The sequence below is a fragment of the Shinella sp. 1A1 genome, from assembly GCF_055379515.1.
Genome location: NZ_AP039671.1, coordinates 1559713 through 1580545, shown reverse-complemented (window position 1 = coordinate 1580545; position 20833 = coordinate 1559713). Strand labels below are relative to the sequence as shown.

19 protein-coding genes are annotated in these 20833 nt (G+C 64.1%); 9 read left to right on the top strand and 10 right to left on the bottom strand.

All coding sequences use genetic code 11. From position 1 onward, the window contains the following. Nucleotides 1-10: 10 nt before the first annotated feature. Complete coding sequence (locus ACZ48C_RS08005; RefSeq protein WP_464782675.1) at nucleotides 11-652, top strand: glutathione S-transferase family protein; 642 nt, start codon at nucleotides 11-13, stop codon at nucleotides 650-652. 5 nt (nucleotides 653-657) lie between these two features. Here ACZ48C_RS08005 and ACZ48C_RS08000 read toward each other — a convergent pair whose 3' ends face one another. Together ACZ48C_RS08000 and ACZ48C_RS07995 are read right to left on the bottom strand one after the other, a co-directional pair. Further along, complete coding sequence (locus ACZ48C_RS08000; protein ID WP_464782674.1) at nucleotides 658-1329, bottom strand: DsbA family oxidoreductase; 672 nt, start codon at nucleotides 1327-1329, stop codon at nucleotides 658-660. A 114-nt stretch (nucleotides 1330-1443) separates the two neighbouring features. Beyond that, on the bottom strand, nucleotides 1444-3243 hold the full coding sequence (locus ACZ48C_RS07995) for an extracellular solute-binding protein (protein ID WP_464782792.1): 1800 nt from the start codon (nucleotides 3241-3243) through the stop codon (nucleotides 1444-1446). A 288-nt stretch (nucleotides 3244-3531) separates the two neighbouring features. Here ACZ48C_RS07995 and ACZ48C_RS07990 point away from each other — a divergent pair, with 288 nt between their 5' ends. After that, on the top strand, nucleotides 3532-4155 hold the full coding sequence (locus tag ACZ48C_RS07990; protein ID WP_119256354.1) for an invasion associated locus B family protein: 624 nt from the start codon (nucleotides 3532-3534) through the stop codon (nucleotides 4153-4155). A 74-nt stretch (nucleotides 4156-4229) separates the two neighbouring features. On the opposite strand, the gene hspQ is transcribed toward ACZ48C_RS07990, so the two are convergent. After that, nucleotides 4230-4562: a heat shock protein HspQ gene (gene hspQ, locus ACZ48C_RS07985; RefSeq protein ID WP_119256353.1), complete on the bottom strand. Its 333-nt coding sequence runs from the start codon at nucleotides 4560-4562 to the stop codon at nucleotides 4230-4232. Between the two features lie 144 nt (nucleotides 4563-4706). Here hspQ and ACZ48C_RS07980 point away from each other — a divergent pair, with 144 nt between their 5' ends. Beyond that, on the top strand, nucleotides 4707-5735 hold the full coding sequence (locus ACZ48C_RS07980) for a hypothetical protein (RefSeq protein WP_464782673.1): 1029 nt from the start codon (nucleotides 4707-4709) through the stop codon (nucleotides 5733-5735). A gap of 94 nt (nucleotides 5736-5829) precedes the next feature. Further along, on the top strand, nucleotides 5830-6864 hold the full coding sequence (locus tag ACZ48C_RS07975) for a TAXI family TRAP transporter solute-binding subunit (RefSeq protein ID WP_424547333.1): 1035 nt from the start codon (nucleotides 5830-5832) through the stop codon (nucleotides 6862-6864). Between the two features lie 177 nt (nucleotides 6865-7041). Here the strand turns inward: ACZ48C_RS07975 and glnA are convergent, their stop codons facing one another. Both glnA and ACZ48C_RS07965 read right to left on the bottom strand, forming a co-directional pair. Next, the gene (glnA, locus tag ACZ48C_RS07970; RefSeq protein WP_119256350.1) at nucleotides 7042-8451 is read right to left on the bottom strand and encodes a type I glutamate--ammonia ligase; all 1410 of its coding nucleotides are present in this window, start codon (nucleotides 8449-8451) and stop codon (nucleotides 7042-7044) included. A gap of 59 nt (nucleotides 8452-8510) precedes the next feature. Further along, entirely contained in the window at nucleotides 8511-8849 is a 339-nt protein-coding gene (locus ACZ48C_RS07965; protein ID WP_011975544.1) for a P-II family nitrogen regulator, read from the bottom strand. A gap of 366 nt (nucleotides 8850-9215) precedes the next feature. Between ACZ48C_RS07965 and ACZ48C_RS07960 the strand changes: the two genes are divergently transcribed. Next, complete coding sequence (locus ACZ48C_RS07960) at nucleotides 9216-10703, top strand: NAD(P)H-hydrate dehydratase (RefSeq protein ID WP_464782672.1); 1488 nt, start codon at nucleotides 9216-9218, stop codon at nucleotides 10701-10703. A gap of 36 nt (nucleotides 10704-10739) precedes the next feature. Here ACZ48C_RS07960 and ACZ48C_RS07955 read toward each other — a convergent pair whose 3' ends face one another. Together ACZ48C_RS07955 and uvrA are read right to left on the bottom strand one after the other, a co-directional pair. Next, complete coding sequence (locus ACZ48C_RS07955) at nucleotides 10740-11543, bottom strand: DUF72 domain-containing protein (RefSeq protein ID WP_464782671.1); 804 nt, start codon at nucleotides 11541-11543, stop codon at nucleotides 10740-10742. 17 nt (nucleotides 11544-11560) lie between these two features. Then, complete coding sequence (gene uvrA, locus ACZ48C_RS07950) at nucleotides 11561-14479, bottom strand: excinuclease ABC subunit UvrA (RefSeq protein ID WP_464782791.1); 2919 nt, start codon at nucleotides 14477-14479, stop codon at nucleotides 11561-11563. A gap of 291 nt (nucleotides 14480-14770) precedes the next feature. Here uvrA and ACZ48C_RS07945 point away from each other — a divergent pair, with 291 nt between their 5' ends. Continuing rightward, nucleotides 14771-15304, top strand: coding sequence for a single-stranded DNA-binding protein (locus tag ACZ48C_RS07945; RefSeq protein ID WP_119256348.1), 534 nt, complete (start codon nucleotides 14771-14773; stop codon nucleotides 15302-15304). A gap of 111 nt (nucleotides 15305-15415) precedes the next feature. Here ACZ48C_RS07945 and ACZ48C_RS07940 read toward each other — a convergent pair whose 3' ends face one another. Continuing rightward, nucleotides 15416-16045: a MarC family protein gene (locus tag ACZ48C_RS07940; protein WP_119256347.1), complete on the bottom strand. Its 630-nt coding sequence runs from the start codon at nucleotides 16043-16045 to the stop codon at nucleotides 15416-15418. Nucleotides 16046-16259: 214 nt separating this feature from the next. Here ACZ48C_RS07940 and gyrA point away from each other — a divergent pair, with 214 nt between their 5' ends. Then, nucleotides 16260-19040, top strand: coding sequence for a DNA gyrase subunit A (gene gyrA, locus ACZ48C_RS07935; protein ID WP_464782670.1), 2781 nt, complete (start codon nucleotides 16260-16262; stop codon nucleotides 19038-19040). Between the two features lie 122 nt (nucleotides 19041-19162). On the opposite strand, the gene ACZ48C_RS07930 is transcribed toward gyrA, so the two are convergent. Both ACZ48C_RS07930 and ACZ48C_RS07925 read right to left on the bottom strand, forming a co-directional pair. Then, nucleotides 19163-19309 (bottom strand): hypothetical protein, encoded by a 147-nt coding sequence (locus ACZ48C_RS07930; RefSeq protein ID WP_464782669.1) that lies wholly within the window; start codon nucleotides 19307-19309, stop codon nucleotides 19163-19165. Nucleotides 19310-19319: 10 nt separating this feature from the next. Next, nucleotides 19320-19445, bottom strand: a complete 126-nt coding sequence (locus ACZ48C_RS07925) for a hypothetical protein (RefSeq protein ID WP_281048098.1) — start codon at nucleotides 19443-19445, stop codon at nucleotides 19320-19322. Between the two features lie 240 nt (nucleotides 19446-19685). Here ACZ48C_RS07925 and coaD point away from each other — a divergent pair, with 240 nt between their 5' ends. Both coaD and ACZ48C_RS07915 read left to right on the top strand, forming a co-directional pair. Next, nucleotides 19686-20180 (top strand): pantetheine-phosphate adenylyltransferase, encoded by a 495-nt coding sequence (coaD, locus tag ACZ48C_RS07920; protein ID WP_464782668.1) that lies wholly within the window; start codon nucleotides 19686-19688, stop codon nucleotides 20178-20180. Between the two features lie 34 nt (nucleotides 20181-20214). Next, nucleotides 20215-20781, top strand: coding sequence for a peptidylprolyl isomerase (locus ACZ48C_RS07915; RefSeq protein WP_119256344.1), 567 nt, complete (start codon nucleotides 20215-20217; stop codon nucleotides 20779-20781). The last annotated feature ends 52 nt before the right edge of the window (nucleotides 20782-20833 follow it).

Below are 20833 nucleotides of genomic sequence, written 5' to 3'. Positions count from 1 at the left end.
GGATTGCGAAATGCCGGAAATGCATCCATCGGTCACGGTCTACGGCGCGAGCTGCAGCGTCTACGTTCGGATCGTGCGCATCGCACTCCATGAAAAGGGAGTGCCTTACAATCTCGTGCCGGTGGACGTGTTTGCAGACGAGGGCGTGCCGCCGGAGTATCTTGCGCGCCACCCCTTCGGCCGTATCCCCGCCTTCGAGCACGACGGGTTCGCCCTCTACGAAACAAGCGCGATAACCCGCTACGTGGATGAGGCATTTTCCGGACCGCCGCTGCAACCGAGCGCTCTTCGTGATCGCGCGCGCATGAACCAGATCGTCGCGATGCTGGACAATTACGCCTATCTGCCGATGGTGTGGGATGTCTACGTGCAGCGGATGGAAGCATCCGGGGCCGACGCGGTAGACGAAGCGCGCATTGCCGGCGGCCTTGAAAAGGCACGCCTCTTCCTGGGAGCGCTTTCGAACTTGCTGGGAGTGGAAAACTGGCTCTCCGGGCCGGAGCCGTCATTGGCCGATTTTCATGCCGCTCCGATGTTCGGCCTGTTCGTGGAAGCGCCGGAGGGCGCCGCGCTCATTCGCGAATTCCCGTCCATTCAGGCATGGTGGGAGCGGATCAGGGCCCGCCCCTCCGTTCTTGCAGCGAGCGAATAAACCGCTCAGTTCTTCCCGATGCGCTCTTGCGCCTTCATCGCCGCGATCTCGCGGAAGGCGTCGGTCAGCACGTCGACGGATTGCGCGCCCATCACGGCATATTTGTTGTCGATGATGAAGCAGGGCACGCCCGTCACGCCCATGTCGCGGGCCATGCCGATCTCCTCCTTGACGGAATCGACGTCCGCGCCGGCGGAGAAGAGGGCGGAGACGACGGCGCGGTCCATGCCCGACGCTTCCGCGATCTCGAGCAGCACGGCGCGGTCGCCGACATTGCGGCCTTCCTCGAAATAGGCCTTGAAGAGGGCGAGGGCGACGCGGTTCTGGACCTCCGGGCCCTCGATCATCGCCCAGCGCAGCAGGCGGTGCGCGTCGAGCGTGTTGGGGCTGATCTTGACGGCCGGGAAGTCGAACTCGATGCCGTCCGCTTCGCCCAGCCCCGCCAGCATTTCATGCGCGCGGTTGACGGCGTCAGTGCCGCCGAGCTTTTCGGCGAGATGCTTCTTGTGGTCGACGCCTTCCGGCGGCATGTCGGGATTGAGCTGGTAGGGCCGGAACGTCACCGCGACGGCAAGCTCGTCCTTCACGGTGTCGATCGCCTTGTCGAGCCGCTTCTTGCCCAGATAGCACCAGGGGCAGACGACGTCCGAGACGACATCGATCGTAATGGCTTCCATCCGGTTTTCCTTTCGAGATGCCGGGACATTCCGGACAGGACGCCGAGATAGGCCGGCGTGCTGCGCCTTTCAACAGGTTACCTCGAGGTAACCCGAGTTCTGGGGATAACCCCTTTACTGCGCCCGCTCGTCCCACCATGTCGGGAACTGGAAACCGTAGAGCGGAACCGCCTGCGGCCGGGCGATATGCTTCGAATGCGCGACCCACTGTTCGCCGAGATGGTAGAGCGGCACGACATAGTAGCCCGAAAGGAGCATCCTGTCGTGCAGGCGCACGGCCGAGCGGAAATCCTCCGCCGTGCGTGCGGTCAGGATGGCATCGAGGATGCGGTCGACGTCGGGATCGGCGAGGCCGGCGAAGTTGGAGCTGCCGGGCCGGTCGCGCATGGTCGAGCTCCAGTAGCTGATCTGGTCCCGCCCCGGCGAGAGCGAGGAGGGGAACGCCTTGACGATGACGTCATAGTCGAAGGTCTGCGTCCGGCTCTGGTACTGCGAATCGTCCACCGTGCGGATCGTCGCCTTCACGCCGAGCGCGGTGAGGAAGCGCTGATAGGCGAGCGCCAGCTTCTCCTGGTCCGCGTTCTGCGTCATGATCTCGAAGGTCAGCGGCTTGCCCGCGCCATCGACCATCTGCCCGCCTTTGATGGCGTAGCCGGCCTTCTCGAAGGAATCCATCGCCTGGCGCAGCACCTTGCGGTCGCGGCCCGACGCATCGGTCGTGGGCAGCAGATGCGTGCCGTCGAGAATATCCGCGTCGATGCGCGACAACGCGGGGCCTGCGATCTCACGCTCACGCGCATCGGCCGCAACTCCCATCGAGCTCAGCTCGGAATTCTGCCAGTAGCTCTGCGTGCGCTTGTAGGCGTTCTCGAAGAGGCTGCGGTTCACCCATTCGAAATCGAAGACCAGTGTAAGCCCCTTGCGCAGGTCGCGGTTCTGGAAGAGCGGCCGGCGGGTGTTGAAGACGAAGCCGAACATGCCCGAGGGCGTCTTCGGCTTGATGGCGTCCTTGACGACCGCGCCGGAGAGGGCGGCCGGGAAATCGTAGCCGCGCGTCCACTTCGTCGGGTTACCCTCCTGGTAGAGGTCGATCTCGCCCTTCTTGAACGCCTCGAAAAGCGAGTTGTCCTGCAGGAAATACTCGATGGAGATCTCGTCGTAATTGTCGAAGCCGACTTTCGAGGGAAGATCCTTTGCCCAATAGTTCGGGTCGCGGGCATAGACGATCTTCTCGCCGGGCTTGACCTCCTTCACCTTATAGGGGCCGGAACCGAGCGGGAAGGCGAGGGACGTGCGGTCGAACGTCTCGACGTCGATGGCGTGCTTCGGCAGAATCGGCGAATAGCCGGCGATCAAGAGGGGCGTCTCGCGGTCGGCCTTGTCGTTGAAGGTGAAGCGCACGCCGCGCTCGCCGACCTTCTCGACTTTCTCGACCCCGTCGAGCCGGAGGCTGAAGGGCGTGCGGCCCTTGTCGCGCAGCAACTCGAAGCTGAAGATGACGTCTTCCGGCGTGATCGGCACGCCGTCGGCCCAGCGCGCCCTGGGATTGAGGTTGAACTGGATGAAGGTGCGGTCGTCGTCCCATTCCGCCGTTTCGGCGATGAGGCCGTACATGGTGAAGGCCTCGTCGCGCGAGCGCTGCATCAGTGATTCGTAGACGAGATTGCCGAATTCCGGATCCCACATGCCGCGCGCGGTGGTGCGCATGCTCTTCAGGATGAAGGGATTGAGATTGTCGAACGTGCCGACCACGCCATAGGCGATGCGCCCGCCCTTCTTTACGTCCGGATTGACATAGCCGAAGTGCTTGTAGTCGGGCGGCAGGGCCGGATCACCGTGCATGGCGATGCCGTGCACCGGGGCTGCGTGGCCCAGCGTGGCCGGCAGGCCGAACAGGCAGGCGGCGAAGGCCATCAGAAAGGGACGCAAGCGTATCTCCTCGTCGGTCCGGATGATTCTCGTGCATTATAGCCGCCAGAAACAGGACGGCACCGTGGCGAGGCGGAAATAGAAGCAACGCGGGATTTTCGCAAGGAAAGGCTGGATATCCGGCGCGGCCCATTGTAACAGGTTACGCCGAAGCGGGTCATGCAAATGCCTCATTTCGCCGACAGGAGAGCGCACGGCTGACCAAATGCCCGAGAGGGGCTTGCGGAGGGGCGCTGTCGCTCCGGCACCGATTTTCAGGAGACCGAATTCGTCATGATCTTCACATCGAATCTCATCAAGCGGACCGTGCTTTCCGCCTTTGCCGCCTCGGTCGCACTCGCGGCGGCTCCGTCGGCATCGCTCGCGCAGCAGGCCGCTCCGCCGAAGGGCTGGTTCAAGGTCTGCACCAAGCAGGAAGACAACGACGTCTGCATCGTGCAGAACCTTCTGACCGCCACCAGCGGCCAGCTCATCACCGCCGTCGGCCTCATCACCGTCACCGGCAAGGCCAACCGCAAGATCATGCAGGTCTCGGTTCCGAGCGCCCGTCTCATTCCCGTCGGCGTGCAGATGCAGATCGACGGCGGCAAGGCCCAGAAGCTCGACTACGCCATCTGCATGCCCGACAAGTGCGTGGCCGAAGTGCCGCTCACCGACCAGGTCCTCGCAAGCCTCAAGAAGGGCGGCGAACTGGTTCTGACCTCGGTCAACTTCCAGCGCGCGCCGAATCCGATCAAGATCTCGCTCGAAGGCTTCACCGGCGTCTTCGACGGCGAGCCGATCGAACAGTCGCAGCTCGAAGAGCGCCAGCGCCTGCTGCAGGAAGAAATGCAGAAGAAGGCCGAGGAAGCCCGCAAGAAGCTCGAAGACGCCCAGAAGGCCGCCAAGAGCCAGTAAGCGGCCTTATAGCCAGATACGAAAAACCCGGCCATCGGCCGGGTTTTTTATTGCCTGCCATCGGGGTCCGCCGGTCAGTGGAAGAGGCTGCTCTGCTCCTTCCAGCGGTAATGGCCCTTGTCTACATCCATCAGCGCGCGGACCTGCGGGTGGCGGATCGGCTGGCCGCTGTCGTCGGCGACGAGGTTCTGCTCGGAGACATAGGCGACATATTCCGTGTCGTCGTTCTCCGCGAAGAGATGGTAGAAGGGCTGATCCTTCGAAGGCCGTATCTCGGCCGGGATGGAGTTCCACCATTCTTCGGTATTGGCGAATTCGGGATCGACGTCGAAGATCACGCCGCGGAACGGGAAGACCCGGTGGCGGACCACGTCGCCGATGGCAAATTTTGCGTCACGCATCTTCATGGCGTACCTACCTTTCCACTTATATTTGGGTAATTTCGCTGAAACATCAATAGTTCCGCTGCCGGGCGCCTTCCCCCTCGGCGCTTGCACCTCCGGCGGTTTCGGCGTACCTCGGGAAAAGATGTTTCAGGCGGATCGGACGGCATGAACAACCAGTGGGGCAGGAGCGGCAACGGAACGACGGCAGGCGGCGGCTCCGGGGCGGGCGGCATCCTGTTCGCCTCCGTGGTCAGCCTGGCGCTGGGCGCGGCAGCCGGTTACGGCGGCCTGCGGATGATGAGCGGCGCCGTTCCGGCCGGCGAGATCGAGCAGCGGGACCAGCGCATCGCCGAGCTTGCAAGCGAGCTCGACGCCCGCACCGCGCAGGTCGAGGACGGCAGCCAGCGGTCTCAAGCCCTCGCGGACGAGAACCGTACCCTCAAGCAGCAGATGGAGGCCCTTCGCAACGGCATAGGGAGCTCCGATAACGCTGCCGTTGCGGAAAATGCGCGGCTGACGCAGGAAGTCATCCCGGGGCTGAAGCGCGATCTGCAACGCGCCTCCCGCCGCGCCGCGGATGCGGAAGCCTCGAAGACGAAGGCCGAGAACGCCCTGCAGGAGCGCGAGCGCCAACTCTCCCTTAGCGCCGACCAGATCGCGCGGCTGGAAAAGGCCCTGGACCAGGCCCGTGGCGCGCAGGCGGGCGCGCAGAGCGCCGAGGTGAAGCGTCTCGCGGCAGAGGCCGCCACGCTGCGCCGGCAGCTCGACGAGGCACAGCGCGCCGCAGAGACCATGCGGGCGAAGGACCTGCCTGCATTGCGCAAGGAGATCGCTGACAGGGATAGGGAAATTGCCGACCTCAAGGCCAGCAACGGTACGCTCACGGCACGGATCGGCGCGCTGGAGGCGGCAGCGCGTTCAGTGCAGCAGGATGGTCCCGGGAATGTCGGAGACGATCCGGCGCGCAACAATGCGAAGCCGGCCGATAGCCGAAATCCGCGCGATGCGTCGCTCGTGGCCGATGCGATGCGCGACGCTCCCGGTCTCGATCGTCTCACCGGCACGCAGCGTGACCAGCTGGAACGCACGCTGGTTTCCGGCGAGTGCGTCACCAATTCGCTCGGCGGCGTCTTCAAGCGCGTGCCGGTGCTGACGCTTCGCAACCTGATGCGCGATCTCGACAGCGACTGCTAGTTTCCATGGCGGCCTTGCCGCCGGCCTGTATTTCCGCGATTCCCGATGCAAAGCCGCGGCGCTTTCTCCGGAATTGCCCAAGGGAGGGATTTCGATGAAGCGATCTGTTCTTGCGGCCGCACTCGGCCTTGCACTTTCCGTCGGCACCGCATCGGCCGAGGGGATCGAGCGCAACATCATGACCGGCGGCCCGCAGGGCACCTATATCAAGATCGGCCACGACATCGCCGCGCTCGGCGCCGAATGCGGCCTGAAGCTGAACGTGGTCGAAAGCGCCGGCTCGCTGGAAAACTTCGTCGGCGTGCGCAACCGCCGCAACACCCAGTTCGGCATCGTGCAGAGCGACGTCCTCGAATATCTGAAGACCTTCGAGGCGAACGACCCGGAGGTGCAGAAGGCGGTGAAGGGCGTGCGCATCATGTTCCCGCTCTACAACGAGGAGATCCATGTCCTCGCCCGCAAGGACATTGCCGGCATGAAGGACCTCGCCGGCAAGAAGATCGCCGTCGGCAAGAAGGACAGCGGCACCTTCCTGACGGCGACGCTGATCATGGACATCCTGCAGGTAAAGCCCGGCGAGCGCATCGACATCAACCCGGACGATGCGCTGCCCAAGCTGCTCTCCGGCGAGATCGATGCCTTCTTCTACGTCGCGGGCGCGCCCGCCGCGCTCTTTGCCGGCAATACGATCGACAAGGCGAAATTCCACCTTCTGCCGATCACCGAAGCGCCGCTGCTCGCCACCTATACGCCGTCGCGGATCGAGGCCGGCACCTATTCGTTCCAGGACCAGCCGGTCGATCTCGTCGCGGTGAAGGCCGTGATGATGACCTATGACTACGACGTCAAGCGCAATGCCTATCACCGCGACAGCTGCAAGACGGTCTCGGATTTCTCCAGCCTCATCCTCACGGGTCTCGACAAGCTGAAGGCCACTGGCCATCCGAAATGGAAGACGGTGGACCTCACCGCCCTGCCGCCCGGCTGGCAGGTGGGCGTCTGTGTCAAGGCCGGCATGGCGATGGACTACAAGCCCTCCTGCAAGGCCCCGGCCGAAAAGGCGGGAAGCGGCGCGGATGACTCGAACGAGGAATATCTGAACCTCCTCAAGCAGCGGCTGCAGCAGTAACGCTACGAGAGGGTGTTCCTGTCGCTGGCCGAGTGCCCGGCTTGAATCCTCGGGTCGAGCCCGAGAATCCCGCGACCTGACCGGCACGCTACACTGCCGGCAACAAAAAACCCGGCCGATGGCCGGGTTTCCCATATGGAGCACCTCCCGCCCGAAGGCGGGAGGGAATGCCGCCGATCAGGCGGAGTAGTACATGTCGAACTCGACCGGGTGCGGGGTCATTTCGAAGCGCATGACTTCCGCCATCTTCAGCTCGATGTAGGAATCGATCTGGTCGTCGTCGAACACGCCGCCGGCGGTCAGGAACTTGCGGTCCTTGTCGAGGTTTTCGAGGGCCTCGCGGAGCGAGCCGCAGACGGTCGGGATCTTCTTCAGTTCCTTCGGCGGCAGGTCGTAGAGGTCCTTGTCCATGGCCTTGCCGGGATGGATCTTGTTCTTGATGCCGTCGAGGCCGGCCATCAGCATGGCCGCGAAGCCGAGATAGGGGTTGCCGAGCGGGTCGGGGAAGCGGATTTCGACGCGCTTGGACTTCGGACCCGTGCCGAACGGAATGCGGCAGGAAGCCGAGCGGTTGCGGGCCGAATAGGCGAGCAGGACCGGAGCCTCATAGCCCGGGACGAGACGCTTGTAGGAGTTCGTCGTCGGGTTGGTGAAGGCGTTGATGGCCTTGGCATGCTTGATGATGCCGCCGATGAAGTAGAGGCAGCTCTCGGAAAGACCGGCATATTCGTCGCCGGCGAAGGTCGGCTTCGAGTCCTTCCAGATCGACAGGTGGACGTGCATGCCCGAGCCGTTGTCGCCGAAGATCGGCTTCGGCATGAAGGTTGCCGTCTTGCCATAGGCATTGGCGACCTGATGCACAGCGTATTTGTAGATCTGCACCTTGTCGGCGCTGCGAACCAGCGTGTCGAACTTGACGCCGAGTTCGTGCTGGGCGGCAGCCACTTCATGGTGCTGCTTTTCGACGGTGACGCCCATTTCGGTGAGGACCGTCAGCATTTCGGAGCGCATGTCCTGGCAGCTGTCGACCGGCGGGACCGGCAGGTAGCCGCCCTTGACGCGCGGACGATGGCCGAGATTGCCGGTTTCGTAGGCGGTGTCGTCGTTGGAGGGCAGTTCCGAGCTGTCGAGCTTGAAGCCGGTATTGTACGGATCGGCCTTGTACTTGACGTCGTCGAAGACGAAGAATTCCGGCTCCGGGCCGGCATAGACGGTGTCGCCGATGCCAGAGGCCTTGAGGAAGGCTTCGGCCTTCTTGGCGGTGCCGCGCGGGTCGCGGTTATAGGCTTCGCCCGAGACCGGCTCGAGGATGTCGCAGAAGATGACCATGGTGGACTGCGCGAAGAACGGGTCCATATGCGCGGTCGCCGGATCGGGCATCATCACCATGTCGGACTCGTTGATGGCCTTCCAGCCGCCGATCGAGGAGCCGTCGAACATGACGCCGTCGGCGAACATGTCCTCATCGACGCAGCTGACGTCCATCGTGATGTGGTGCAGCTTGCCACGGGGGTCCGTGTAGCGCAGGTCGACGAACTTTACGTCGTTTTCCTTGATTTGCTTGAGGATGTCATTGGCAGTCGTCATGTGTTGGTTCCTGTGTGAGATGACGAGATGGAAAGCCTTGGCCGGAAGGCGAGGCGGGATCAGATGGCGTCGATGCCGGTTTCGCCGGTACGGATGCGGATGACTTCTTCGACGTTGGAGACAAAGATCTTGCCGTCGCCGATGCGGCCGGTCTGGGCCGCGTTGCGGATCGCCTCGATCACGGCTTCCGCATTCTCGTCCGCCAGGACGACCTCGACCTTCACCTTGGGCAGGAAGTCGACGACGTATTCGGCGCCACGGTAGAGTTCCGTATGGCCCTTCTGGCGCCCAAAACCCTTCGCCTCGGTGACGGTGATGCCCTGGAGGCCGACTTCCTGGAGGGCCTCCTTCACCTCATCGAGTTTGAAGGGCTTGATGATCGCTTCGATCTTTTTCATGAGAAGATGTCTCTCCGCTTCTCCCGTTTGCGCAGCAGGACGGCGCCCGCTGCTCACTCCGAATGCATGTAGCATGCCAAGTCGAAGCAGGATGCATGCCAGACCGGAGGAAATCCGTTTCTTTCACCATCCCGCTCGTCCTCACGCGGCGATGATGCGGCTTTCCGGGCAAAAGGGCTAGGGGTTCCTGCCTAAAAATTGTCTCTTTGCTTTCCGGATGGCCGAAGGAGGCGGAGTGCCGGGCAACGCTGCCTGAGAAAGCTGCAAATTTGAGCATATCGAATATGCAGATGCATAAAATTCAGGCTTTTGGCGAAGATGGCCGACGACCTTGCCCCGGCGGCGTCTTTGCAGGCATGGTGGGGCATGCACCAGGAAATAGACACCTTGATCATCACGCCCAGGGACATGGGCCGCATCGATGCCGCCGCCGCGGCATCGGGCCTTGCGAGCTACGGCCTGATGGAGCGGGCCGGGCAGGCGGTCGCGGCGGCGGCGCTGCGGCGCTTTCCCGGAGCGCTCCGCTTCGTCGCGCTCTGCGGCCCCGGCAACAATGGCGGTGACGGATATGTCGCCGCGCGGGCGCTCAAGGCGGCCGGCGCGGAGGTCGCCGTCTACGCCCTCGGTGATCCATCCGCGCTCAGGGGCGACGCGGCCATTGCCTTGCGGCATTGCGGCGCCGCACCGAGGGCGCTTGCGGAATATGGGCCGCGCCCGGGCGACGTGGTCGTCGATGCGCTGTTCGGCGCAGGCCTGTCGCGCGACCTGCCGGACGAGGCCGTGCAGGTCGTCGAGGCCGTGCGCCGGCATGCGCTGCCGGTCCTTGCGGTGGACCTGCCGTCCGGTATCGACGGGCGGACGGGAGAGGTGAGGGGCGTGGCCTTCGAGGCCGTCGCGACCGTCACCTTCATGTGCCGCAAGCCGGGCCACCTGCTCCTGCCCGGCAGGACGCTCTCCGGCGACGTGGAGGTTTTCGACATCGGCATTCCCGGCCGTATCCTCGCCGGCCATGCGGGCCATGTCCGGGTGAACACACCGGATGTCTGGCGGCTTGCCGAACCGCGGCAGACTGGGGCAACGCACAAATATGTCCGCGGCCATCTCGCCGTCTTCTCCGGCCCGGCCACCGCCACCGGCGCGGCACGGCTTTCCGCGGCGGCCGGCCTTCGTGCCGGGGCCGGCCTCGTCACCGTGCTTTCTCCCACGGACTCGCTTTCCGCCAATGCCGCCCATCTGACCGGCGTGATGCTGAAAGGCGTGGACGGGGAGGCCGACCTCGCCACTTTGCTCAAGGACGAGCGCCTCAAAACCTTCGTCCTCGGACCCGGCTTCGGAGATGCCGGGAAGGCAAGGGCCTATGCCAGCATGATCGCCGCAAAAGGCCGCCGCCTCGTGCTCGACGCCGACGGTATCAGCGCCTTCCGCGATGCGCCGGAGGCGCTCTTTAAGCTTTTCGCCGGCGGGGAGACGCGGCTGGTGCTGACGCCGCATGACGGGGAATTCGCGCGGCTCTTTCCCGACCTCGCCGGCGACGGGACGCTTTCCAAGATCGATCGCGCGCAGAAGGCGGCCGCCCGAAGCCATGCGGCCGTGATCCTTAAGGGCGCCGATACGGTGATCGCCGCGCCCGACGGCCGCGCGCTCGTCAACGAGAATGCGCCGCCCTGGCTCGCCACCGCCGGCTCGGGCGATGTGCTGGCGGGCATCGCCGGCGCGCATCTGGCGCAGCGCATGCCCGCCTTCGAGGCCGCGGCCAGTGCCGTCTGGCGCCACGGCGAGGCCGGAAACATCGCGGGCGAGGGGCTGACGGCGGAGGATCTTCCAGAGGCCATCCCGCCCTGGCCCACGGCATGAACGTTTCGATTCTGTCGAGAGGACTCGAACTTTTTCTCAGCCGGTCCGCTTCTTCAGTTCGCGCGCGCCGTTCGGCGCGTTGACCTTGCCGGAGGTAATGAAGAAGGCGAAGACGTCGCGGGCCTTGCCGGCGGGCGTCGTCTCGGGATCGACCTTCGGCAGGTCGGATGGTTCGCCGCCGCCGGCCCAGTCCTTGAGCCGTCCCGCCCATTCGTCCAGCGCCTTTGCTGGATAGCAGGTCTCGATGTCGTCCGAGCCACGCTGCAGGCGGGCATAGACGAAGTCCGCCGTTACGTCGGCGATCTCGGGATAGTCCTCATGCTGCGCATAGACGATCGCCATATTGTGCTTGCGGGCAAGCGCGGCGAATTCCGGCACCTTGAAGCTGTCATGGCGCACTTCGAGCGCATGCTTGAGCCTGAGCCCGTCCAGCTTTTCCGGCAGCAGCTTCAGGAACCCCTCGAAATCCTCCGGTTCGAATTTCTTCGTCGGCGGAAACTGCCAGAGGATCGGGCCGAGATGGTCGCCGAGTTCGGCAATCCCCTGTGTCAGGAATTTCTCGACGGATTCGCCGCCATCGGCGAGGACCTTCCGGTTCGTCGTGAAGCGGCTCGCCTTGAGCGAGAAGATGAAGCCGTCCGGCACCTCGGAGGCCCATTTGGCGAAGGTCTCCGGCTTCTGCGAGCCGTAATAGGTGCCGTTCACCTCGATGGCCGACAATTCGCGGCTGGCGAATTCGAGCTGCCGCTTCTTCGGTAGCTTCTCCGGATAGAAGGTTCCCTCCCACGGCTCGAAGGTCCAGCCGCCGATGCCGGTTCTGATGGTGCCGGATGTGCTCATGGTCTCCTCCCGTGTGATTATTCCGCCGCCACCCGCTTCATCGGCCGACGCTCCAACAACTCTTTCAGGAAGTGGCCGGTATAGGAACGCTCGACCTTGACCACATCCTCGGGCGTGCCTTCCGCGATCACCTCACCGCCGCCGTCGCCGCCCTCGGGGCCGAAGTCGATGATCCAGTCTGCGGTCTTGATGACCTCCAGATTGTGCTCGATGACGACGACCGAATTGCCCTGGTTGACCAGTTCGTGCAGCACTTCCAGCAGCTTCGCCACGTCATGGAAATGCAGGCCGGTCGTCGGCTCGTCGAGGATATAGAGCGTGCGGCCGGTCGAGCGCTTGGACAGTTCCTTGGCGAGCTTGACGCGCTGCGCCTCGCCGCCCGACAGGGTGTTCGCCTGCTGGCCGACCTTGATATAGCCGAGACCGACCTGGTTCAGCGTCGTGAGCTTGTCGCGCACGGCGGGAACGGCGGCGAAGAACTCGACGCCTTCCTCGACGGTCATGTCCAGCACGTCGGCGATCGACTTGCCCTTGAAGGTCACGTCGAGCGTCTCGCGGTTGTAGCGCTTGCCGTGGCAAACGTCGCAGGTGACGTAGACGTCGGGCAGGAAGTGCATCTCGATCTTGATGACGCCGTCGCCCTGGCAGGCCTCGCAGCGCCCGCCCTTGACGTTGAAGGAGAAGCGGCCCGGCTGGTAGCCGCGCGCCTTCGCTTCGGGAAGGCCGGCGAACCAGTCACGGATCGGCGTGAAGGCGCCGGTATAGGTCGCCGGGTTCGAGCGCGGCGTGCGGCCGATGGGCGACTGGTCGATATCGATGACCTTGTCGATATATTCGAAGCCGTCGATGCGCTCGTGCTCGGCCGGGATTTCGCGCGCGCCCATGACGCGGCGGGCGGCGGACTTGTAGAGCGTCTCGATCAGGAAGGTCGACTTGCCGCCGCCGGAAACGCCCGTGACGGCCGTGAAGACGCCGAGCGGGATCGAAGCGGTGACATTCTTCAGATTGTTAGCTTTCGCTCCGACGACCTTGATTTCTTTTTTCTTCTTCGGCTTGCGGCGCTCGGCGGGCACCGCCACGGAAAGCTCGCCGGAGAGATACTTGCCGGTGAGGGACGCAGGGTTGGCGATGACTTCGTCGGGCGTGCCCTGCGCGATCACCTCGCCGCCGTGGATACCGGCGGCGGGGCCGATATCGACCACATAATCCGCCGTCAGGATCGCGTCCTCGTCATGCTCCACGACGATCACCGTGTTGCCGATGTCGCGAAGGTGCCGCAGCGTTTCGAGGAGGCGCGCATTGTCGCGCTGGTGGAGGCCGATGGACGGCTCGTCCAGCACGTAGAGCACGCCCGTCAGGCCGGAACCGATCTGCGAGGCGAGGCGGATGCGCTGGCTTTCGCCGCCCGACAGCGTGCCGGAATTGCGCGACAGCGAGAGATATTCGAGGCCGACATCGTTGAGGAAGCGCAGGCGCTCGCGGATCTCCTTGAGGATGCGGACGGCGATCTCGTTCTGCTTGGCGTTGAGATGCTCCGGCAGCGCCTCGAACCAGTCGCGCGCCACGCGGATCGACATTTCCGTCGTCTCGCCGATATGCAGCTTGTTGATCTTCACCGCCAGCGCCTCGGGCTTCAGGCGATAGCCGTTGCAGGCCGGGCAGGGGGCGGCGGACATGTAGCGCTCGATCTCCTCGCGCGACCAGGCCGAATCCGTTTCCTTCCACCGGCGCTCGAGGTTCGGCACGATGCCCTCGAAGGTCTTCACCGTCTTGTAGGAGCGCGCGCCGTCCTTGTAGTTGAACTCGATCTTCTCCCTGGTGCCGTTGAGGATGGCGCTCTGTGCCTCCTGCGACAGTTCCGACCAGCGATTGGAGAGCTTGAAACCATAGGCCGCGCCGAGCGCTTCCAGCGTCTGGTTGTAATAGGGCGAAGAGGACTTGGCCCAGGGCGCGATGGCGCCATCGCGTAGCGTGCGCTCGCTTTCCGGCACGATCAGGTCCGGATCGATCTTCTGCTGGCTGCCGAGGCCGTCGCAGGTCGGGCAGGCGCCGAAGGGGTTGTTGAACGAGAAGAGCCGCGGCTCGATTTCCGGGATGGTGAAGCCGGAGACCGGGCAGGCGAACTTTTCGGAGAACAGCACGCGCTCGTGCGTCTCGTTCAGCGATTTGTTGGCCGAACCGCCGGCCGCCGTTTCCTCGACCGGCAGCGGCTTGTCGGCGAATTCGGCGATGGCAAGGCCCTCGGCGAGCTTGAGGCAGGTCTCAAGACTGTCCGCAAGGCGCGAGGCGAGGTCCGGGCGCACGACGACGCGGTCGACCACGACGTCAATATCGTGCTTGTACTTCTTGTCGAGCGCGGGAACGTCGGCGATCTCGTAGAACTGGCCGTCCACCTTGACGCGCTGAAAACCCTTCTTCATCAGCTCGGCGAGTTCCTTCTTGTACTCGCCCTTGCGGCCGCGCACGACGGGCGCGAGGATATAGAGGCGCGTGCCTTCGCCGAATTCCAGCACGCGGTCGACCATCTGGCTGACCGTCTGGCTCTCGATCGGCAGCCCTGTCGCCGGCGAATAGGGCACGCCGACGCGCGCGAAGAGCAGGCGCATGTAGTCGTAGATTTCGGTGACCGTGCCGACGGTCGAGCGTGGGTTCTTCGACGTCGTCTTCTGCTCGATGGAGATGGCGGGCGACAGGCCGTCGATCTGGTCGACGTCCGGCTTCTGCATCATCTCCAGGAACTGGCGTGCGTAAGCCGAAAGGCTCTCCACATAACGGCGCTGGCCCTCGGCATAGATCGTGTCGAAGGCGAGCGACGATTTGCCCGAACCCGAAAGACCGGTCATCACGATCAGCTTGTTGCGGGGCAGATCGAGGTCGATGCCCTTGAGATTGTGTTCGCGTGCGCCGCGAATGGAAATTGTCTTGAGTTCGCTCATGGTATCCAGCGTCAGAAGGTCGTTGCGCATTGCAGAAGGGGTCGGCCCCTATGTAGGCATTGGTTGGAGCCTGTCCATGCGCGGTCAGAAGATTCCGTGCCCGTTTCCGATTCGGTTGACAAGAGTGTAGGGAATTATTAGAACAAAAAAAGAACGAATTTTCGCAATTGATCTGTGGATTATCGCTTGCACGGGGCGGCGCTGGCGCGCTGCAGCCGATAAGATGCCGCATTCGTGTAGTGATAATGATGCCGGCGCCTTTCGTCCGGCGCGACAACGGGAAGTACGGGCATGGCTGGTAGCGTCAACAAGGTGATCTTGATCGGGAATGTCGGGGCTGACCCGGAAATCCGCCGGACGCAGGACGGTCGGCCGATCGCCAACCTGCGCATCGCCACCTCCGAGACCTGGCGCGACCGCAATAGCGGCGAACGCCGCGAGAAGACCGAATGGCACAATGTCGTCGTCTTCAACGAAGGCCTGTGCAAGGTCGTCGAGCAATATGTGAAGAAGGGCGCCAAGCTCTATATCGAGGGCGCGCTGCAGACCCGCAAGTGGCAGGACCAGACCGGCAACGACCGTTATTCGACGGAGATCGTGCTGCAGGGCTTCAACTCCACGCTGACCATGCTCGACGGTCGCGGAGAGGGCGGCGGCGAGCGCCGCGGCGGCGGTGATTTCGGTGGCAGCAGCAATTACGGCGGCGGCGCGCCGAGCTATGACGACTACGGTTCGCGCCCGGCCTCTGGCGGTGGCGGCAGCGGCAGCCGCTCGGGTGGCGGCGGCTCCATGGCCCGCGACATGGATGACGACATTCCGTTCTGAGAACGGGAACAACGAAAGGCCGGCCTGAGCGCCGGCCTTTTTCTTTGAAGAAGGCTTTGGGAACGGCGGCGGCCCGCTATCGCGAGCGGCACATTCGACCTTCGGGCCGCGTCAGCCGATGAATACCGATTTCACCCCATCCACCACGAACTGCACCGCCAACGCGGCGAGGATCACGCCGAGCAGGCGCGTCAGGATCGCGCGGCCGGTATTGCCGAGGAAGCGGTCGATGCGCTCGGCGATGACCAGCGAGAGGAAGAGGACGACGAGGCAGAGCGCGAGGACGCCGATGAGGGCGGTGCGCTCCAGGACGGAGGGGAATGAGCCGGAGAGGAGGATCGTCGCGGAGATCGCGCCGGGACCGGCGATGAGGGGCAGGGCGAGCGGGAAGACCGCGATATTGTGGATGTGATCGCGGGTGATCGCCACCTCGCTGGTTTTTTCCTTCCGCTCGTTGCGGCGCTCGAAGATCATCTCGAAGGCGATCCAGAACAGCAGCAGGCCGCCGGCGATGCGGAAGGCGCCGATGGAGATGCCGAGCAGCGAGAGCACGCCGGCGCCCGTCAGGGCGAAGACGGCGAGGATGCAGAAGGCGATCAGCGAGCCGCGCAGCGCCACCTGCTTGCGCTGCGGTCGCGTCATGCCGACGGTCAGCCCCAGGAAGATCGGCGCAAGGCCCGGCGGGTCGAGGGTCACGAGCAGCGTCGTGACGGCATTGACCAGAAGATCGATGTTCAGCATTGCGGCGTTCCCCTCGCCTTGAACGGCCGTTTCGACGGCCTTGTGCCCGCATTGTTAGGCGAGGGCGGCGCATTAGGGAAGGGCGGCCACGAAAATGCGCAAATTGGCGGATTTTCTGGGAAAAGCCTGTTCAAAACCCTTGGCGAAATTGGCGCTTCGGGTGCCGGTAGGCTATAAAATCAGCACTGATTCTGAACAAAGATCGTGACCGAAATTGACAGAACAATCGACACCCGGCGGCAAGAACCCTCCCGGCATTGAGCCGATCTCCATCATCGAGGAAATGCAGCGCTCCTATCTCGATTACGCGATGAGCGTGATCGTGTCCCGTGCGCTTCCCGATGTGCGCGACGGCCTGAAGCCCGTGCACCGGCGCATCCTCTACTCGATGAGCGAGATGGGCGTCGACTGGAACAAGAAATACGTCAAGTCGGCCCGCGTGACCGGTGACGTGATGGGTAAATACCATCCGCACGGCGACGCCGCGATCTATGACGCCTTGGCGCGCATGGCGCAGGACTGGTCGCTCCGCCTGCCGCTGATCGACGGCCAGGGCAACTTCGGCTCCATCGACGGCGACCCGCCGGCAGCGCAGCGCTACACGGAATGCCGTCTCGAAAAGGCCGCCCATTCCCTGCTGGACGACCTGGACAAGGAAACGGTCAACTTCCGCGACAACTACGACGGCACGATGAGCGAGCCCGTCGTCGTTCCCGCCAAGTTCCCGAACCTGCTTGTCAACGGCGCCGGCGGCATCGCCGTCGGCATGGCGACGAACATCCCGCCGCACAACCTCTCGGAAGTCATCAACGGCTGTATCGCGCTGATCGACAATCCGGCGATCGAGCTGCTCGACCTGATGCAGCACATCCCGGGGCCGGACTTCCCGACGGGCGCGCTGATCCTCGGCCGCGCCGGTATCCGCCAGGCCTATGAGACCGGCCGAGGTTCGGTCGTCATGCGCGGCCGTGCCCATATCGAGCCGATGCGCGGCGACCGCGAGCAGATCATCATCACGGAAGTTCCCTACCAGGTGAACAAGGCGACGATGATCGAGAAGATGGCCGAACTGGTGCGCGACAAGCGCATCGAAGGCATCTCGGACCTGCGCGACGAATCCGACCGCCAGGGCTACCGCGTCGTCATCGAGTTGAAGCGCGACGCCAATGCCGATGTCATCCTGAACCAGCTCTACCGCTACACGCCGCTGCAGACTTCCTTCGGCTGCAACATGGTGGCGCTGAACGGCGGCAAGCCGGAGCAGATGACGCTGCTCGACATGCTGCGCGCCTTCGTCGCCTTCCGCGAGGAAGTCGTCAGCCGCCGCACGAAGTATCTGCTGCGCAAGGCGCGCGATCGCGCCCACGTCTTGGTGGGTCTTGCCATCGCCGTCGCCAACATCGACGAAGTGATCAACCTCATCCGCCGCGCGCCCGATCCGCAGACGGCGCGCGAACAGTTGATGGAGCGCCGCTGGCCGGCCAAGGACGTCGACGCGCTGATCCGCCTCATCGACGATCCGCGCCACCGCATCAACGAGGACCTCACCTACAATCTCTCAGAGGAACAGGCCCGCGCCATCCTCGAGCTGCGCCTTGCCCGCCTCACGGCGCTCGGCCGCGACGAGATCGACGAGGAACTCAACAAGATCGGCGAGGAGATCAAGGACTATCTCGATATCCTCTCCTCGCGCCTGCGCATGATGAACATCGTCAAGGAAGAGCTCGCCGCCGTGCGCGACGAGTTCGGCACGCCGCGCCGTACCGAGATCGCCGAGGGCGGTCCCGATATGGACGACGAGGACCTGATCGCCCGCGAGGACATGGTCGTGACGGTGTCGCATGCCGGCTACGTCAAGCGCGTGCCGCTCGCGACCTATCGCGCGCAGCGCCGCGGCGGCAAGGGCCGCTCCGGCATGGCCATGAAGGACGAGGATTTCGCAACCCGCCTCTTCGTCGCCAACACGCATACGCCGGTGCTGTTCTTCTCCTCGCGCGGCATCGTCTACAAGGAAAAGGTCTGGCGCCTGCCGATCGGTACGCCGCAATCGAAGGGCAAGGCCCTCATCAACATGCTGCCCATCGAGCCCGGCGAGCGCATCACGACCATCATGCCGCTGCCTGAGGACGAGACGACGTGGGAAAACCTCGACGTCATGTTCTCGACGACGCGCGGCACGGTCCGCCGCAACAAGCTGTCGGACTTCGTCCAGGTCAACCGCAACGGCAAGATCGCGATGAAGCTCGAGGAAGAGGGCGACGAGATCCTCAACGTCGAGACCTGCACGGAGCGGGACGACGTGCTGCTGACGACGGCGCTCGGCCAGTGCATCCGCTTCCCGGTCGATGACGTGCGCGTCTTCGCCGGCCGCAACTCGGTCGGTGTACGCGGCATCACGCTGGGCAATGGCGACCGCATCATCTCGATGGCGATCGTCGGCCATGTCGACGCCGAGCCGTGGGAGCGGGCCGCCTATCTCAAGCGCTCCGCCGCCGAACGCCGCGCCAGCGGCGTCGACGAGGAGGATATCGCGCTGGTCGGCGAGGAGGTCGGCGAAGTCGGCGATCTCTCCGACGAGCGATATCTGGAGTTGGGCAGCCAGGAGCAGTTCGTGCTGACGGTCTCGCAGAAGGGCTACGGCAAGCGCTCGTCCTCCTACGATTTCCGCACCTCCGGCCGCGGCGGCAAGGGCATCCGCGCCACCGACACCTCCAAGACGGGCGAGATCGGCGAACTGGTCGCCGCCTTCCCGGTCGAGGAGAAGGACCAGCTCATGCTCGTCTCCGACGGCGGCCAGCTTATCCGCGTGCCGGTCGACGGTATCCGCATCGCCAGCCGCGCGACGAAGGGCGTCACGATCTTCTCCACCGCCAAGGATGAGAAGGTGGTCTCGGTCGAGCGCATCAGCGAGCCGGAAGGCGACGAGGATGCCGAGGACGTCGCCGGAGAAGGCGATATCGAAGCCGGGGATGCTGTGGAGGGCGGCGAGGAATAGTCCTCGCCCAAATTCAGGACATGAAAAAGCCGGACGGGCAGGGAACGACCGTCCGGCTTTTCATTTGGAGCGGGCAGCCCGGAGGGAAGACTGCCCGCTTTGACGGCGGCAAGGGGGCGCTCTCAGACGCCGAAGCCGCCTGCTTTCGTTCTCAGCCGGACGGCCTTCAGGACTGCGCGCTCACGCTTGATCTCAAAAATCGTGCGGGCAAAGTCCATCGTGAAGACCGTGCTGATGAAGACAATGGAAAGGATGCTGATCGCGGCCATGGGAAACGCCTCAGCGCAGCCACTTGCCGCGGCCGGCGACCTTGGGCGCTGCCGGGCGATCCTCTTCCCGCAGCGCATGGATCGTTGCTGCGGTCAGCGCGATGAACATGGTCATGCAAAGTAGAGCGAGTGCCATTTTCGTGTTCCTTCCAGCCTAAGGAAACGCGTTACTTGTTCCGTTGGGTTCGGCCGGTAAAATGCGCCACCGCGCATATTGTTCCCGCCCCCTATGCTGTCATTTAGACATGCGGCGCCTGAAATGGTCTTGAACGGCCCGTTCATGCGCGGTTCATGTTCTTCAACAGGGGACAGCGCGTGCCGCGACCTTGCGGAAAGAGGCGGTCCGTGACAAAAGGCGGCAAACGGAACCCCGCCGATGACAGTCGCCTTCTACCCTGGCTCCTTCGATCCGATCACCAACGGCCACATCGACGTGCTGGTCCAGGCGCTGAACGTGGCGCCGAGGGTCATCGTCGCCATCGGCATCCATCCCGGCAAGGTACCGCTCTTCTCGTTCGAGGAGCGCGCCGACCTCATCCGCCAGTCCATCGCCGAGGCCTTGCCGGAGCGGGCAGGGGACGTCAGCGTCGTCTCCTTCGCTAACCTGGTCGTGGATGCCGCGCGCACCCACAAGGCGCATCTCCTCATCCGGGGCCTGCGCGACGGGACGGACCTCGATTACGAGATGCAGATGGCCGGCATGAACCGGCAATTGGCGCCCGATGTGCAGACGATCTTTCTGCCGGCGGGCGTTGCCTCGCGGCCCATTACCGCCACATTGGTCCGCCAGATCGCGGCCATGGGCGGCGATGTCGGCGCCTTCGTTCCGGCGCCCGTCCTTGCGGCCCTCAAAGCCCTTCGAAAGGGCTGAGTACAATCATCCTGAACCCCTCAAGGGAGCTATCATGAACATCCTCCGTCACGCCTTTGCAGGAGCCCTGTTCCTTGCGACCGCAACCGGCGCCTTCGTTGCCCAGGCCGCCGATTTCATCACGATCCAGCTCAAGGATGGCCCGGTCGTCATCGAGCTGAACGACAAGGCGCCGAAGCATGCCGAGCGCATCAAGGCGCTCGCCGCCGGCGGCGAATACGACAATGTCGCCTTCCACCGCGTGATCGAGGGCTTCATGGCGCAGACCGGCGACGTGCAGTATGGCGACATGGAGAACGGCTACCAGCCGCAGGCGGCCGGCACGGGCGGCTCCAGCCTGCCGGACCTTCCGGCCGAATTCTCAGACATTCCCTTCGAGCGCGGCACGGTCGGCATGGCCCGCGCTCAGGACCCGAACTCGGCGAATTCCCAGTTCTTCATCATGTTCGCGCCGGGCGACTTCCTCAACGGCCAGTACACGGTCGTCGGCAAGGTGGTTTCGGGCATGGAGAACGTCGACAAGATCAAGCGCGGCGACGATGCCAATAACGGTTCGGTGACCGACCCCGACCGGATGATCAAGGTCACCGTCGGCAAGTAAGCCACTTTATGACTGGCCGCATGTTGCAATCGCGATGCGGCGCCCCACTTCT

Coding starts and splice junctions, on each gene's coding strand:
- ACZ48C_RS08005 (WP_464782675.1), top strand. CDS start 11: ATGCCGGAAATGCATCCATCGGTCACGGTCTACGGCGCGAGCTGCAGC.
- ACZ48C_RS08000 (WP_464782674.1), bottom strand. CDS start 1,329: ATGGAAGCCATTACGATCGATGTCGTCTCGGACGTCGTCTGCCCCTGG.
- ACZ48C_RS07995 (WP_464782792.1), bottom strand. CDS start 3,243: ATGGCCTTCGCCGCCTGCCTGTTCGGCCTGCCGGCCACGCTGGGCCAC.
- ACZ48C_RS07990 (WP_119256354.1), top strand. CDS start 3,532: ATGATCTTCACATCGAATCTCATCAAGCGGACCGTGCTTTCCGCCTTT.
- hspQ (WP_119256353.1), bottom strand. CDS start 4,562: ATGAAGATGCGTGACGCAAAATTTGCCATCGGCGACGTGGTCCGCCAC.
- ACZ48C_RS07980 (WP_464782673.1), top strand. CDS start 4,707: ATGAACAACCAGTGGGGCAGGAGCGGCAACGGAACGACGGCAGGCGGC.
- ACZ48C_RS07975 (WP_424547333.1), top strand. CDS start 5,830: ATGAAGCGATCTGTTCTTGCGGCCGCACTCGGCCTTGCACTTTCCGTC.
- glnA (WP_119256350.1), bottom strand. CDS start 8,451: ATGACGACTGCCAATGACATCCTCAAGCAAATCAAGGAAAACGACGTA.
- ACZ48C_RS07965 (WP_011975544.1), bottom strand. CDS start 8,849: ATGAAAAAGATCGAAGCGATCATCAAGCCCTTCAAACTCGATGAGGTG.
- ACZ48C_RS07960 (WP_464782672.1), top strand. CDS start 9,216: ATGCACCAGGAAATAGACACCTTGATCATCACGCCCAGGGACATGGGC.
- ACZ48C_RS07955 (WP_464782671.1), bottom strand. CDS start 11,543: ATGAGCACATCCGGCACCATCAGAACCGGCATCGGCGGCTGGACCTTC.
- uvrA (WP_464782791.1), bottom strand. CDS start 14,479: ATGAGCGAACTCAAGACAATTTCCATTCGCGGCGCACGCGAACACAAT.
- ACZ48C_RS07945 (WP_119256348.1), top strand. CDS start 14,771: ATGGCTGGTAGCGTCAACAAGGTGATCTTGATCGGGAATGTCGGGGCT.
- ACZ48C_RS07940 (WP_119256347.1), bottom strand. CDS start 16,045: ATGCTGAACATCGATCTTCTGGTCAATGCCGTCACGACGCTGCTCGTG.
- ACZ48C_RS07930 (WP_464782669.1), bottom strand. CDS start 19,309: ATGGCCGCGATCAGCATCCTTTCCATTGTCTTCATCAGCACGGTCTTC.
- ACZ48C_RS07925 (WP_281048098.1), bottom strand. CDS start 19,445: ATGGCACTCGCTCTACTTTGCATGACCATGTTCATCGCGCTGACCGCA.
- coaD (WP_464782668.1), top strand. CDS start 19,686: ATGACAGTCGCCTTCTACCCTGGCTCCTTCGATCCGATCACCAACGGC.
- ACZ48C_RS07915 (WP_119256344.1), top strand. CDS start 20,215: ATGAACATCCTCCGTCACGCCTTTGCAGGAGCCCTGTTCCTTGCGACC.